The sequence below is a fragment of the Neorhizobium sp. JUb45 genome (assembly GCF_004343585.1).
Classification (GTDB): domain Bacteria; phylum Pseudomonadota; class Alphaproteobacteria; order Rhizobiales; family Rhizobiaceae; genus Neorhizobium.
Map to the genome: position 1 here is coordinate 145449 of NZ_SLYW01000004.1, position 14079 is coordinate 159527.

Annotated in this window: 15 protein-coding genes; 8 read left to right on the forward strand and 7 right to left on the reverse strand. The window is 58.4% G+C overall.

Annotation, left to right across the window (positions count from 1 at the left end; translation table 11 throughout):
• Positions 1 to 208: 208 nt before the first annotated feature.
• The 8 genes from EDF70_RS17485 to deoA all read left to right on the forward strand — a co-directional run bounded on the left by EDF70_RS17485 (position 209) and on the right by deoA (position 8331).
• Positions 209 to 1201, forward strand: coding sequence for a BMP family ABC transporter substrate-binding protein (locus EDF70_RS17485; protein WP_132276194.1), 993 nt, complete (start codon positions 209 to 211; stop codon positions 1199 to 1201).
• An 85-nt stretch (positions 1202 to 1286) separates the two neighbouring features.
• Positions 1287 to 2798: an ABC transporter ATP-binding protein gene (locus EDF70_RS17490; protein ID WP_165932055.1), complete on the forward strand. Its 1512-nt coding sequence runs from the start codon at positions 1287 to 1289 to the stop codon at positions 2796 to 2798.
• Positions 2799 to 2805: 7 nt separating this feature from the next.
• Positions 2806 to 3924 (forward strand): ABC transporter permease, encoded by a 1119-nt coding sequence (locus tag EDF70_RS17495; protein ID WP_132276198.1) that lies wholly within the window; start codon positions 2806 to 2808, stop codon positions 3922 to 3924.
• 4 nt (positions 3925 to 3928) lie between these two features.
• Positions 3929 to 4900: an ABC transporter permease gene (locus tag EDF70_RS17500; protein WP_132276200.1), complete on the forward strand. Its 972-nt coding sequence runs from the start codon at positions 3929 to 3931 to the stop codon at positions 4898 to 4900.
• Between the two features lies 1 nt (position 4901).
• Positions 4902 to 5294 (forward strand): cytidine deaminase, encoded by a 393-nt coding sequence (locus tag EDF70_RS17505; RefSeq protein WP_132276202.1) that lies wholly within the window; start codon positions 4902 to 4904, stop codon positions 5292 to 5294.
• A 13-nt stretch (positions 5295 to 5307) separates the two neighbouring features.
• Positions 5308 to 6105, forward strand: coding sequence for a purine-nucleoside phosphorylase (locus EDF70_RS17510; protein ID WP_132276204.1), 798 nt, complete (start codon positions 5308 to 5310; stop codon positions 6103 to 6105).
• Positions 6106 to 6243: 138 nt separating this feature from the next.
• Positions 6244 to 7014, forward strand: a complete 771-nt coding sequence (gene deoC / locus EDF70_RS17515) for a deoxyribose-phosphate aldolase (RefSeq protein WP_132276206.1) — start codon at positions 6244 to 6246, stop codon at positions 7012 to 7014.
• A 6-nt stretch (positions 7015 to 7020) separates the two neighbouring features.
• Complete coding sequence (deoA, locus tag EDF70_RS17520) at positions 7021 to 8331, forward strand: thymidine phosphorylase (RefSeq protein ID WP_132276208.1); 1311 nt, start codon at positions 7021 to 7023, stop codon at positions 8329 to 8331.
• On the opposite strand, the gene EDF70_RS17525 is transcribed toward deoA, so the two are convergent.
• From EDF70_RS17525 to EDF70_RS17555, 7 genes are all read right to left on the reverse strand, one after another.
• The gene (locus EDF70_RS17525) at positions 8332 to 8850 is read right to left on the reverse strand and encodes a TIGR02281 family clan AA aspartic protease (protein WP_132276210.1); all 519 of its coding nucleotides are present in this window, start codon (positions 8848 to 8850) and stop codon (positions 8332 to 8334) included.
• Between the two features lie 120 nt (positions 8851 to 8970).
• Positions 8971 to 9600, reverse strand: a complete 630-nt coding sequence (gene upp / locus EDF70_RS17530) for a uracil phosphoribosyltransferase (protein ID WP_132276212.1) — start codon at positions 9598 to 9600, stop codon at positions 8971 to 8973.
• A gap of 66 nt (positions 9601 to 9666) precedes the next feature.
• Entirely contained in the window at positions 9667 to 10689 is a 1023-nt protein-coding gene (locus EDF70_RS17535; RefSeq protein WP_132276214.1) for an adenosine deaminase, read from the reverse strand.
• Positions 10689 to 11909, reverse strand: coding sequence for a phosphopentomutase (locus tag EDF70_RS17540; RefSeq protein ID WP_132276216.1), 1221 nt, complete (start codon positions 11907 to 11909; stop codon positions 10689 to 10691). Before EDF70_RS17540 ends, EDF70_RS17535 begins: the two co-directional genes overlap by 1 nt.
• A gap of 124 nt (positions 11910 to 12033) precedes the next feature.
• Positions 12034 to 12609, reverse strand: a complete 576-nt coding sequence (locus tag EDF70_RS17545; RefSeq protein ID WP_132276815.1) for a TadE/TadG family type IV pilus assembly protein — start codon at positions 12607 to 12609, stop codon at positions 12034 to 12036.
• An 80-nt stretch (positions 12610 to 12689) separates the two neighbouring features.
• Complete coding sequence (locus EDF70_RS17550) at positions 12690 to 13253, reverse strand: TadE/TadG family type IV pilus assembly protein (RefSeq protein WP_245519222.1); 564 nt, start codon at positions 13251 to 13253, stop codon at positions 12690 to 12692.
• 271 nt (positions 13254 to 13524) lie between these two features.
• The gene (locus EDF70_RS17555; protein ID WP_132276218.1) at positions 13525 to 13929 is read right to left on the reverse strand and encodes a pilus assembly protein N-terminal domain-containing protein; all 405 of its coding nucleotides are present in this window, start codon (positions 13927 to 13929) and stop codon (positions 13525 to 13527) included.
• Positions 13930 to 14079 lie beyond the last annotated feature (150 nt).

Sequence of the window (14079 nt, forward strand, 5' to 3'; positions counted from 1 at the left end):
TTTTTTGCGCGATATTGCTGCTGATTAAAAAACGTGTGTCAGATTTTGACCAGTTGAAAAATTTTCCGTGAAATTTCGCTGCGGGCATGCAAGGATAAGTCGCCGCAAGCCCAAAGAAAGGCACCGGTGCCGCAGAATGTTCGCCAGATTTTTCGGCCGGACTTGCGGGGGGAACCAAAAAGTCAAATTTAAGAAAACAGGGCGCACGATGACGAAAACCCTTCTCACCCTTATTGCGACGGCCATGCTGTCGAGCACTGCTCTTGCTGCCGAGATCAAGCCGGCTCTGGTTTACGGCACGGGCGGCAAGTTCGACAAATCCTTCAATGAAGCTGCCTATGCCGGCGCTGAAATGTACAAGAAGGAAACCGGCACCGAATATCGCGATTTCGAACCGACCAGCGATACGCAGGGCGAGCAGGCGATCCGCAACTTCGCCAGCAAGGGTTTTAGTCCGGTCGTCGCCGTCTCCTTCGCCTGGACATCGGCCATGGAAAAGGTTGCCGCCGAATACCCTGACACCAAGTTCGTGATCGTCGATTCCGTCGTTGATCTGCCGAACGTTCGCTCGGTCGTTTATAACGAAGCCGAAGGCTCCTACCTCGTTGGCCTGCTGGCGGGCATGGCTTCCAAGACCGGCAAGGTCGGTTTCGTTGGCGGCATGGATATTCCGCTGATCCGCAAGTTCGGCTGCGGTTACGCCCAGGGCGCCAAGTCGGTGAAGTCCGACATGCAGGTCTTCCAGAACATGGTCGGCACGACCGGTGCCGCATGGAATGACCCGGTTCGCGCCGGCGAACTCACCAAGAACCAGATCGACCAGGGCGCCGACGTTGTCTACGCGGCAGCCGGTGCATCCGGTCTCGGCGTTCTGCAGACGGCTGCCGACAACAAGAAGCTGTCGATCGGCGTCGATTCGAACCAGAACCACGTTCATCCCGGCTCTGTCCTGACCTCGATGGTCAAGCGCGTCGATCTTGCCGTTTACAACGCCTACAAGGATCTGGCCGCCGACAAGTTCACGCCCGGCGTTCAGGCGAACGGCATCAAGGACGGTGGCGTCGTTTACGCGGTCGACGACAACAACAAGGCGCTGATCACGCCCGAAATGAAGGCTGCTGCCGACAAGGCGACTGCCGACATCATTGCCGGCACCGTCAAGGTGCACGACTACATGACGGACAACAAGTGCCCGCTCTAATCTGATTGATGGGGCGCATGGCGGAGACGTCATGCGCCCAAATCGTATCCCGAATTTGCCAAGAATTCGCAAGGAGAGGCTGCGTTTGACCCCGCACCCCGCGATCGAACTGGCGGGCATCGACAAGAGTTTCGGTGCTGTACACGCCAACAAGAATATCAACCTGACCGTCGCCAAGGGCTCGATCCACGGCATTATCGGCGAAAACGGGGCCGGCAAGTCGACCCTGATGTCGATCCTCTACGGTTTTTATCAGGCCGACCGCGGCGAGATCCGCATCGACGGCAAGCCGGTGACGATCCGCGACAGCCAGACGGCCATCTCTTCCGGCATTGGCATGGTGCATCAGCATTTCATGCTGGTGGAAAATTTCACCGTGCTGGAAAACGTCATGCTTGGCGCCGAAGGCGGTCAATTGCTGGCCAAGGGTGTTGCCGGTGCGCGCAAGGAATTGAAGCGTCTGGAGACCGAATACGGGCTCGACGTCGATCCTGATGCCGTCATCGAGGAACTGCCGGTCGGCAAGCAGCAGCGTGTCGAAATTCTGAAGGCGCTCTATCGTGGCGCCGAAATCCTCATTCTCGACGAGCCGACCGGCGTGTTGACGCCGGCCGAGGCCGATCACCTGTTCCGCATCCTCAAGGTGCTGCGCGACCAGGGCAAGACCATCCTGCTCATCACCCACAAGCTGCGCGAGATCATGGCGATCACCGACGAGGTATCGGTCATGCGTCGCGGTGAAATGGTCGCCACCCGCAAGACGGCGGAAACCACCGTCGAGGAACTGGCCGAGCTGATGGTAGGCCGTCGTGTTCTGCTGCGCGTCGAAAAGGGCGAAGCCCAGCCCGGCAAAGTGCTGCTGTCGGTGAAAAACCTGACGGTCAAGGACAGCCGCGGCGTCACCATGGTCGACGACGTGTCATTCGATGTCCGTGAGGGCGAAATTCTTGGGATCGCCGGTGTGGCAGGCAATGGCCAGTCGGAACTGCTGGAAGCGATTGCCGGCATCCGCAAGCCAACCTCCGGTGAAATCCTCATCGATGGCCAGCCGGTTGCCGGCCTCGATCCGGCCCGTCTGCGTCAGATCGGTCTCGCGCATATCCCGGAAGATCGCCACCATATGGGTCTCGTCCTCAAGTTCGAGGAATACGAGAACTCGGTGCTCGGTTATCACCGCGAGCCGCGTTACGGCCGTGGCGCGCTTCTCGATCTCGATGCCATCCGCAAGGATGCCGAGGAAAAGATCGCCAAATATGATATCCGCCCGCCGAACCCGCGGCTGAAGACCGCCAATTTTTCCGGTGGTAACCAGCAGAAGATCGTCGTTGCCCGTGAAATCGAGCGCGATCCTAAAATGCTGATCATCGGCCAGCCGACCCGTGGCGTCGATATCGGCGCCATCGAATTTATTCATCGCCGTATCGTCGAGATGCGCGATGCGCAAAAGGCCGTGCTGCTGGTATCGGTCGAACTCGACGAAATCAGGTCCCTGTCGGATCGCATCATCGTGATGTTCGCCGGCAAGGTGGTTGGTGAAAAGACGCCGGATGCCGGCGAGCAGGCGCTTGGCCTGATGATGGCCGGCATCGCGGCATGAGGAACCTATGAGTACAGCGTCCGTCCCGCTCCCAAACTGGATCACCTACGGCGTTCTGCCGCTGCTGAACCTGCTGCTCGCTTTTTTCATTTCCGGCCTTGTCGTCTGGTCGATCGGCGAAAACCCGTTTCAGGCGCTCAGGCTGCTGATCGAAGGTGCGCTTGGGCGTGGTGAAGCGATCGGCTTCACCCTGTTCTATACGACGAGCTTCATCTTCACCGGCCTGTCCGTCGCTGTCGCTTTCCATGCCGGTCTGTTCAACATCGGCTCGGAAGGTCAGGCCTATGTCGGCGGTCTTGGTGCTGCCCTCGTGGCGCTGGCGCTCGATCATTACGTGCCGTGGTATGTGACGATGCCGTTCGCGGTCATTGGCGCTGCCCTGTTCGGTGCCGGCTGGGCCTTCATTCCGGCATGGCTGCAGGCCAAACGCGGCAGCCACGTGGTCATCACCACCATCATGTTCAATTTCATTGCCGCTGCGCTGATGGTTTACCTGCTGGTCAACGTCTTCATCGTGCCGGGCAAGATGGCGCCGGAAACCCGCACCTTTCTCCCCGGCGGACAGTTGCCGAAGCTGGACTGGCTGATGGCCTTGTTCGGCATGAAGCTCGGTCCGGCACCTTTCAATGTTTCCTTCATCATCGCGCTGGTGATGTGTTTCCTCGTCTGGTTGCTGATCTGGCGCAGCAAGCTGGGATATGAGATGCGCACGCTCGGCATCTCGCCGTCGGCGGCCGTTTATGCTGGTATTCCCTATTCGCGCACGGTCATCATCGCCATGCTGATTTCGGGTGGTCTTGCCGGCATGATGGCGCTCAATCCGGTCATGGGGGCGTCTGCCCGCCTGCAGGTGGAGTTCGTGGCCGGTGCCGGTTTCGTCGGCATCGCCGTGTCACTGATGGGTCGCAGCCATCCGCTCGGCATCATCTTTTCGGCCCTGCTGTTCGGCATTCTCTATCAGGGCGGCGCCGATCTCTCATTTGAAATGCCCAATATCACCCGTGAAATGATTGTCGTCATTCAGGGTCTCGTCATCCTGTTTGCCGGCGCGCTCGAATATATGCTCCGCCCGGCCATGGTGCGGATCTACCAGCAGTTTGCGGGCCAGAAATCGGGGGGGAAGTGAACCCATGGATTATTTCGACATCTTTGTCAGCATCCTCGGATCCACCATTCGTCTGTCGATCCCGCTGATCTTTACCGCACTTGCCGGTCTGTTTTCAGAACGTGCAGGCATTTTCGATATCGGTCTTGAAGGCAAGATGCTGGCTGCCGCCTTCGCGGCCGCCTGTCTCGCCTATCTCAGCGGCAGTGCCTGGATTGGTCTGCTCGGTGGTATCGGCATTTCGATCGTCTTTTCGCTCATCCACGGTTTTGCCTCGATCACCAATCGTGGCAACCAGATCGTCTCCGGCGTGGCGCTGAATTTCATCGCCGCGGGTCTGACCATCGTGCTCGGCCAGGCATGGTTCAGTCAGGGCGGCCGTACGCCCGGCCTCACGGGCGACGCGCGTTTCGCGCCGATCATCCTGCCGGGCGTGGATTTCATGCGAGAAGTACCGGTTATCGGGCCGCTTTATGCCAACGTCATCTCCGGCAACAACATTCTCACCTATCTGGCATTTGCCGCGGTGCCCTTGTCCTGGTGGATCCTTTATCGCACCCGTTTCGGCCTGCGCCTTCGTGCTGTTGGTGAAAACCCGGCGGCTGTCGATACGGCCGGTATCTCCGTTGCATGGCTTCGCTACCGCGCACTTCTGGTCACCGGCGTTCTCGGCGGCTTTGCCGGCGCCTATCTGGCGATCGCCCAATCGGCAGCCTTCATCAACAACATGTCCGCCGGCAAGGGCTATATCGCGCTTGCCGCGCTGATTTTCGCCAAGTGGAAGCCGGTGCCGGTGATGTTTGCCTGCCTTCTGTTCGGTTTTCTCGATGCGGTTGCAAACTTCATGCAGGGCAAGTCTATCCCGATGATCGGCGAGGTGCCTGTGCAGATCTTTCAGGCGCTGCCCTATGTTCTCACCTGCATTCTGCTGGCCGGTTTCATCGGCATCGCCCATCCGCCCAAGGCCGGTGGCGTGCCTTATGTGAAGGAGCGTTGATATGGCGCATGATCTGTTCGAAGCCGCCCGCGAAGCCATGGGCCGCGCTTACGCGCCCTATTCGAAATTCCCCGTTGGTGCGGCCATCCGCACCGATGACGGAAAGATCTTTGTCGGCGCGAATATCGAGAATCTGTCCTTTCCCCAAGGCTGGTGTGCGGAGCCGACAGCAATCGGCGCGATGATCATGGGCGGCGGAAGCCGCATCAGCGAGATCGCCGTGATTGCCGAAAAGCTGGCGCTTTGCCCGCCCTGCGGTGGTTGCCGTCAGAAGATCGCCGAGTTTGCCGGTCCGGAGACCCGCGTCTATCTCTGCGACGAGCAGGGCGTGCAGAAGACCATGACGATGGAGGAGCTTCTGCCTTTCTCCTTCAAGACCGACATTCTCGGTTAAGCAGGAGCAGGGCATGACGGCAGTCATCGATCTTCTCGTTGAACGGCTTGATGGTCTCGTGCCACGGCACGCCATCGTGCTTGGTTCGGGGCTTGGCCCCATCGTCAACGAGGTCACCGATCCGGTTCGCATCCCTTATGCGGAGCTGGAAGGTTTCCCGAAGGGTGGCGTGAGCGGCCATGCGGGTGAACTTGTGGCCGGTTATCTCGGCCGCGAACCGGTCATCATGCTGTCCGGCCGCACCCATTATTACGAACACGGCGATGCCAACGCCATGCGTGCGCCGATCGAAATCCTTGCCGGTCTTGGCGTGCAGTCGCTGATCCTCACCAATTCGGCAGGCTCGGTGCGCGAGGACATGCCGCCCGGTTCGGTCATGCAGATCACCGACCACATCAACTATTCCGGCATGAACCCGCTGATCGGCGAGGCAAGCGATCGGCGTTTTGTCGGGCTGACCAATGCCTATGACGCGGAACTGGCAACGGCCATGCGCAACGCTGCGATCCGCAGCGGTGTGCAATTGTTTTCCGGTGTCTACATGTGGTTTTCCGGGCCGAGCTTTGAAACACCGGCGGAAATCCGTATGGCGCGTGTTCTGGGCGCGGATGCTGTCGGCATGTCGACGGTGCCGGAAGTCATTCTGGCCCGTTATTTCGGCCTCAAGGTTGCCGCTGCTTCGGTCGTTACCAATTTTGCGGCCGGCATGACCGGTGCCGAGCTCAGCCATGACGAAACCAAGGATATGGCCCCGATCGGCGGTGCAAGGCTGGCGACGATCCTGTCGGAGATGTTTCGCCAGCCGGATTGATGATCCGGATAGTTTATTGATTTCAAATGCTTGATCCGAGATTTCTGCTGCGTCGCCACGGCCGGGTTGCCAGTTGCTGATTGGATGGTAAATATGACGTCCAAGCAGATTTCCGCCCTCAAACTCCGGAGTTTTCCCATGGAGCTGATGAGCCCACGCGAGGCGGCGTCTTTTGCCCTTTCGCTTCTCGACCTGACCAACCTGCGTGACGATTGCGATAATGCCGCTATCGAAAACCTGTGCCTGCGCGCGCAAACGCCTTATGGCCATAGCGCTGCCATCTGCATCTGGCCGCGTTTCGTCGCCCATGCCCGTGGTATTCTGGGCGAGGGCCATGCCGTGCGCATCGCCACCGTGGTGAACTTTCCATCCGGCGATCTGCCGGTAACCGAAGTCGTCAAGGAAACCGAACAGGCCGTGGCCGATGGCGCGGATGAGATCGATCTGGTCATTCCGTATCGCGCTTTCATCGCTGGCGATGAAACGGCCGTCACCACCATGGTTTCTGCGGTACGCGCCGCCTCCCCGAATTCTTGCCTGAAGGTCATTATCGAAACCGGTGAGTTGAAGGATCGCGCGCTGATCCGACGCGCTTCGGAACTGGCCATCGAAGCCGGTGCGGATTTCATCAAGACATCGACCGGCAAGGTCGCCGTGAATGCCACGCTTGAGGCGGCCGACATGATGCTGCAGGTCATCCGTGATTCCAAAAAACGTGTCGGTTTCAAGCCGGCTGGCGGTGTCGGCACGGTTGCCGATGCCGATCTTTACCTGCGTTCTGCTGAAACCATCATGGGCGCGAACTGGATCATGCCATCCACTTTCCGCTTCGGCGCCTCCAGCCTGCTGGACGACATTCTGGCGGTCCTGTCCGGCAATAGCACTGCTCGCGCATCCGGTGGTTACTGATCAGCCATGATCCCGCAGGAAGTCATCCGCCGCAAACGGGATGGTGAGGCGCTGTCAGGCGACGAGATCGCCGCGTTCATCCGTGCCATGAGCGAGGAGCGTATCTCCGAAGGTCAGGTGGCTGCCTTCGCCATGGCGGTCTATTTCCGCGGCATGACGCGGGAAGAGACCATTGCGATGACCCTTGCCATGCGTGACAGCGGCGATGTGCTTTCCTGGCATGATATCACCCGCCCGATCGCCGACAAGCACTCGACCGGCGGCGTCGGCGACAATGTTTCGCTGATGCTGGCGCCCATCGTTGCTGCTTGCGGCCTGGCCGTGCCGATGATTTCCGGCCGTGGCCTTGGCCATACGGGCGGCACGCTCGACAAGCTGGAAGCGATCCCCGGCTACAACATCATGCCCGACGAAGCGCTGTTTCGCCGGACGGTGGATCAAGTCGGCTGCGCCATCATCGGCCAGACATCGGATCTGGCACCGGCCGACCGGCGCCTTTATGCCATTCGCGACGTCACCGCCACGGTCGAATCCGTTCCGCTGATCACCGCCTCGATCCTGTCGAAGAAGCTCGCGGCAGGTCTTCAGACGCTGGTGATGGACGTAAAGGTCGGCAACGGCGCCTTCATGAGCAACCTGGCAGATGCCGAAATTCTGGCACGCTCGCTGGTGGATGTTGCCAATGGCGCGGGCGTGAAAACGTTGGCGCTGATCACCGACATGAACCAGCCTCTCGCCGATGCTGCCGGAAACGCGCTGGAAATCGTCAACTGCATCGATTTTCTGGCGGGCGCCAAGGCTGGGTCACGGCTGGAAACGGTCGTGCTGGCCTTTGCGGCGGAAATGCTGGTCCAGGCCGGTGTTACAAAAAGCCTCTCCGAAGGTCTGCAAACTGCGCGATCTGCGCTTGCAAGCGGCAATGCTGCGGAAACCTTTGGCCGCATGGTACATGCGCTGGGCGGCCCGGTGGATTTTGTAGAGCAGCCGCGAAAATATCTCACTGCTGCACCTGTGACGGTCGCCGTGCCTGCTCCGCGTGACGGTTATCTCGCCGCCTGCGAAACGCGCGCCCTCGGTATGGCGGTTGTGGAACTGGGGGGAGGGCGCCGCCGTGCATCCGATGCCATCGATCACCGTGTCGGTCTCGATGGTTTTCTGCCCCTTGGCACCAAGGTCACAAAAGGTGAACCGATCGCGGTCGTGCATGCCGCGACTGAAGATGAGGCCGCGCGTGTTGTCGCCGATGTAACGCGGCTCTTTACCATCACCGATGACGCGCCAGCCATAACACCGCCAGTGCTCACCCGGATCGACTGATCACTGCACCAGCGTCAGGCTGCCATTCTGGACCTGATAGGATCGGAGCTTGGTCAGAAAACTCATGCCGACCAGCGTGCCGCTCAATGCCTTGTCGCGCAATACCATTGCTTCCACGTTTCGCACGCGAACCGTGCCGATCTCGACGCGATCGATCATGATGCGCGCCGCCTCGGTCATGCCGTTGGCGGTGCTTGCCTTGTAGCGAAAATCGAGTCCGTTTGCCGTGAAGCCGAGCTGGCGCGCAGTGCTTTCATTGACAGCGATTGTCGAGGCACCGGTATCGACAAGCCCTTCGATGGATTTGCCGTTCATCTGGAAGTTACCGAGAAAATGACCGCGTCCATCCGCCTTCAGGTTGACGCGACCCTGAGGCAGTGCGGCTTTCTGAACCTTGGGCTGTGTGACCTTTCGCTCGGCTGGCGTGCTCGGAGATTGCTGCGACGGACTGAAAAAACGCGGAACCTGCGTTGCAGCCACAATGGCGACGGAAGCGAAAATGGCGGTGCGCAGCAGCATGTTTATCTCTGGAGCGATTAAATCCAGTCGTCACCATAGCGCGGAAAACAATAAAAAAGCGGCCCCCGAAAAGATCCGGAAGCCGCCAATCTTGGAATGCGGTTAAGAAACGCTGACCGCTTATTTGGTGCCGTACATACGGTCGCCGGCATCGCCGAGACCCGGTACGATATAGCCCTTTTCATTGAGATGGCTGTCGATCGATGCCGTGTAGATCTTCACGTCCGGATGCGCTTCCTGAAAGTTCCTGATGCCTTCAGGTGCGGCCAGTAGGCAGAGGAAGCGGATGTTCGTGGCACCGCGTTCCTTGAGTTTCTGGATCGCGGCAATTGCCGAATTGCCGGTGGCCAGCATCGGATCAACGACGATCATCAGACGTTCGTCCAGACCATCAGGCGCCTTGAAATAATACTCGACCGGCTGCAGCGTGTCGTGGTCGCGATAAAGACCGATATGTGAGACGCGCGCCGAGGGAACGAGTTCGAGCATGCCTTCGAGCAGGCCATTGCCGGCGCGCAGGATCGAAACGAAGACCAGTTTCTTGCCTTCGACGATCGGCGCCTGCATCTCTGTGATCGGCGTCTCGATGGTCTCGAGCGTCAGTTCCAGATCGCGGGTGACCTCGTAACACAGAAGCATGGAAATTTCGCGCAGCAACCGGCGGAAACCGGCCGTTGAAGTGTCCTTCTTGCGCATGATGGTGAGCTTGTGCTGGACGAGCGGATGGTCAATGACGGAGACGCCGTTCATGGGAATGCCTTCCGGGGATGTTGGTGTTTGCCCCTTTTGTCATGGACGGCGCGTGAATCCAAGCGTTCAGGCGTCTTTCACAGCTGCTTTCGCACCGCTTTGCACATATGCGTCGAAACGATCCAGCAGCACCTTGCGCGTATCGTCATCAATGAACGCGGCTTCCAGCGCAGTGCGCGTCATCACGTCGATATCCTCGCGTTCAAAACCCATTTCATCGGCGGCAATCCGGTATTCCCTGGCCAGCGACGTTGCGAAGAATGGCGGGTCGTCGGAGTTGAGGCACACTCGTACGCCGGCTTCTTTCAGGCGACGCAGAGGATGCGCCTGGAAATCGGGATAGATGTTAAGGGCGATATTCGATCCGGGGCAGACTTCCAGCACGATACCGGTTTCCGCCAATCGTTCCACCAGTGCCGCATCCTCGATGGCGCGAACCCCATGGCCGATCCGCGACGGCTTGATGATATCGAGCGCATCGGTAACGCTGAAGGCGCCGCAGACCTCGCCGGCATGGATGGTCAACCCAAATCCGGCATCACGGGCGATATCGAAGGCGCGGGCATAATCCGCGACCCGGCCCATTCGTTCCTCGCCTGCCATGTTGAAGCCGGTCACCAACGGGTTCTTGGCGCGCGCCGCATATTCGGCAGCGCCGATCACCCGGTCGACACCAAAATGGCGCTCACCGGTGACGATGATGCGCGCTTCAATACCCGTCTTTTCCTTCGCGGCAAAAATACCGTCGCAGATGCCGGCGAGATAGGCGTCGGCACCAAGACCGATGCGATCGCCGTGATCCGGTGAAACGATCAGCTCGCTATAGATGGTGTTGTGAGCGGCGAGTTCCGTCAGGTAGGTTTCCGTCAAAAGCGCGTAGTCGGCTTTGGTGCGGAAAAGCGAGGCAACGGCATCATAGCAGACGATGAACTCGGAAAAATCCGACCAGACATAGGATCCATCGCGCAGGATCTTGCTGACGTCGATCCCGTATTTCTGCGCCTGCCGCAGCGCCAGTTCAGGCGGCGTCGCACCTTCGATGTGGCAATGGATTTCGGCTTTCAGCATGCGTGCAGTGTCAATTGGCATTACAAGAAGCTCCGTCCGTGTTTTCCGGCTGCAATGCCCAGATGGGCAGCAATCGTTTCGCCGATATCGGCATAGGTGCTGCGGATACCGATATCGCGGGCACGGATGCCGGGGCCGAGCGCCATGACCGGCACCCGCTCGCGGGTGTGGTCTGTGCCGCGCCATGTCGGGTCGCAGCCGTGGTCGGCAGTCATGATCAGAAGATCACCCGGCTTCATTTTGGCGTGGACTTCCGGCAGGCGACGGTCGAACTCCTCCAAAGCCGCTGCATAACCGGCAACGTCACGGCGGTGCCCGTAAAGCATGTCGAAATCGACGAAATTGGTGAAGACGAGATCGCCGTCTTTCGCCTGATCGATCGCTTCCAGCGTCCTGTCCATCAGCGCCGTATTGCCATTGGCCTTGATCACCTGGCTCACGCCGCGATGCGCAAAGATGTCGCCGATCTTGCCAACGGCCAGAACCTTTCGTTCAGCGGCGATCAGGCGATCGAGCAATGTATCCTCCGGTGGCGGCACTGAAAAATCACGGCGATTGCCGGTACGCTCGAATGTCGATGGTGTTTCGCCAACGAATGGCCTTGCGATGACGCGGCCGATATTGAGCGGATCGACCAGCTTGCGCACGATCCTGCTCAGGTCCAGCAGCCGTTCCAGTCCAAAGTATTTTTCGTGCGCGGCGATCTGAAACACGGAATCGGTAGAGGTGTAGAAGATCGGTTTTCCAGAGCGGATATGCTCTTCGCCATGCTTCTGGATGATGTCGGTACCCGATGCATGGCAGTTGCCGAGAATGCCCGACAGCTTTGCCTCTTCGCAGAGCGCCTCGATCAGGTCTTCCGGAAAGGCATCGCCTTCGCCCGGAAAATAACCCCAGTCGAATTTGACAGGTGTGCCGGCAATTTCCCAGTGGCCAGATGGTGTGTCCTTGCCGCGTGACACTTCGTTGGCGGCACCATGCAGGCCAAAAACACGTTCGGGCACCGCCATGCCGGCCGGAAATTCGCCACTGGCTGCTTTGGCGATATGCAGCAGCCCGAGTGACGACATGTTGGGAAGTTTCAGCGGGCCTTCTCTCAGGCCGGCCCGATCGCCGGCTCCGGTCGCACAAAACTGCGCTATATGGCCGAGCGTATTGGAACCGTCGTCATTGTATTTTGCGGCATCCCTTGCGCCGCCAACGCCAAAGGAATCCAGAACGAAAAGGAAAGCACGCGCCAATCGATCCTCCGGCAGTTGTAGCGCCGGGTGCCTTCTTCGGCTGCCCGGTATGATCGTCGCTACATACAGCCTGACATGCAGGTTGGCAAAGGCGTGGGTGCGTGCCTTTAGCTTCAGTCCAGAATCAGCAATCGCTGCAGGTGATCTTGTCGCCTGTTCTCTGCTGGTAGAAAATCTCGCGGTTCATCGAGATTGCCCGGTTTTCTGGCGAGAAGGAGGTCGGCAGGAAAAGCATCAGCGGGTATGATGCCACCAACTCGGTTCGCACCAGAAAAGTTTCGGCAATCCGCATTTCCTTCGGCACGGTAACAGCAGAGCCGACTGCATAAGGTGCAGTTCCTGTCCGCTGCCACGACCATAAAGTCTTGGCATTGCCACTGGTGTCGATCTGCACGCCGGTGATCCTGATGTTCAGCGGATTTTTTGCGGTCGTGCTCAGACCATCGACGTCGTAGGGCGCGAAAATGCTTTTTGCGGCATTGGTCATCGTGGCGAGAAACGCCTTGTTGACGCTAGACTGCTGCGCCACCAGATCGCCCACCGTGCCAGTCGCTCTTGTCGCGCGCTTGGCGAAGCTGAAGCCGATCGTCAGTTCGAAGCAGCTGAAATAGGCGGCGAGCAAAATTGGTGCGAGAATGGCAAATTCGACACCACCGACCCCACGTCGGTCATTAAGATAGGCCCGAAAGCCAAGAAAAATGCCGCGCGAGTGATCTTCCGGCCTCTTTGAAGCAGAAAGCTTGGCGTCGTCACGTTCAACTGCTTCCGGCAAGGCGTCGCTCACGGGTAATCCTCGTTCTGGAATGTTGCAGTGGCGACAATCAGAAAGTCGCCGGTGCCGTCGGAAGATCGCACACTTGTCAGCATCGGGCGGACCAGATCGGTCAGAACAGGCCAGCGATAATAGGCACGCAGCATGTTGATGCTCTTGGCGCCACCAGGCGAATATCCAAAATCGGTAGTCTTCAGGTCTGCATATTGCGCAGAGGACTGCCGCGGTACCGCCGTAGGAATATCGGCAAAACTGCTGAATGATCGAAGATCAAGATAAAGCCGCTTCGGGGTAGCAATCTCTTCCGCTGAGCAGGACACCATGATCGAAATCTCGTCGCAAAATGCAGTTCGAAACGTTGTTTTGAAAACGGGATCGTTGGCGGTAGCGGATTTGATTTCGCCAGTCCTGACCTTTCTCGCCATCACCTCCACGCCATTTGAGATAACCTGCTCACCGATGAAGGCGATAAAGGTTTCCAGAATGGCGAAGACTATAAGGAAATAGGGGATGGCCAGAATTGCGAATTCGATCGCGGCGGCACCGTCTTGCGACCGTGCAAAACGACGCAACACCGGTCTTCTCGATTGGGCCTTGTCAGGACCTGGTTTTTCAGCGTTACGATCTGTGCACATGTCCATACGCAAAACATCATTCGGATGCGCGTGATGGTAAGGTTCTTGTGTTGAGATTTGGTTGCGGGTTTATGCACAGTTTAAACAATGTGTGCCGGCCTGAATCGCCACTGCAATTGACGCATTAGAGGACCGCGCGACCCGCAAAAATTGATAGCGCCAAAATGAGACATTCTAAAACCCGAATGTCCTATCTATCTTCTTTTGATCAGGGCTGGGCGCTATCCGCCTTGAGGTCTGCATGTTGTTCGCAATTGGGCGTGCACGAAAGAATAGAACGCTCTGTCTGGCGGAACACACGAACCGTGTTTCCCTCATCGATGGATACAAGAATACGTTCGTCGGCGATTGCATTGCCTTCCTTGTCGAGCAGGACAAGATTGGTGGTGCCGTAGCTGTGACCTGTCAGCACGATTGTCATTGGATCGGCGACGGTGGCGTCGGCTACTTTTGAATTTCCGACAATCACTTTAGCCACCGGCCTGTCGAGTTTCAGCACGCGGGCATGATTCATATGGACGCGCAAAAGGTCGCCTTCGTCGTCGGCGTGAACAATGGCTGTCGAAGACAGGGACAAGGCAATGGATAAAATAAGGGTAGTGATGTGCGACATGTTCCAAACCGCCTTTACGCGTGCGAGTTGGCGCAAGCATGATCCGGAATGGTGAATGGCCGGTTAATCCAGTGCCATATGAGGAACTATAGTATCACCGGATGCTTTATACAGGTGATTTTGACCCTGCTGCACTTACATGCAGTATTT

Coding starts and splice junctions, on each gene's coding strand:
- deoC (WP_132276206.1), top strand. CDS start 6,244: ATGGAGCTGATGAGCCCACGCGAGGCGGCGTCTTTTGCCCTTTCGCTT.
- EDF70_RS17525 (WP_132276210.1), bottom strand. CDS start 8,850: ATGCTGCTGCGCACCGCCATTTTCGCTTCCGTCGCCATTGTGGCTGCA.
- EDF70_RS17510 (WP_132276204.1), top strand. CDS start 5,308: ATGACGGCAGTCATCGATCTTCTCGTTGAACGGCTTGATGGTCTCGTG.
- EDF70_RS17495 (WP_132276198.1), top strand. CDS start 2,806: ATGAGTACAGCGTCCGTCCCGCTCCCAAACTGGATCACCTACGGCGTT.
- upp (WP_132276212.1), bottom strand. CDS start 9,600: ATGAACGGCGTCTCCGTCATTGACCATCCGCTCGTCCAGCACAAGCTC.
- EDF70_RS17505 (WP_132276202.1), top strand. CDS start 4,902: ATGGCGCATGATCTGTTCGAAGCCGCCCGCGAAGCCATGGGCCGCGCT.
- EDF70_RS17555 (WP_132276218.1), bottom strand. CDS start 13,929: ATGTCGCACATCACTACCCTTATTTTATCCATTGCCTTGTCCCTGTCT.
- EDF70_RS17500 (WP_132276200.1), top strand. CDS start 3,929: ATGGATTATTTCGACATCTTTGTCAGCATCCTCGGATCCACCATTCGT.
- EDF70_RS17485 (WP_132276194.1), top strand. CDS start 209: ATGACGAAAACCCTTCTCACCCTTATTGCGACGGCCATGCTGTCGAGC.
- EDF70_RS17535 (WP_132276214.1), bottom strand. CDS start 10,689: ATGCCAATTGACACTGCACGCATGCTGAAAGCCGAAATCCATTGCCAC.
- deoA (WP_132276208.1), top strand. CDS start 7,021: ATGATCCCGCAGGAAGTCATCCGCCGCAAACGGGATGGTGAGGCGCTG.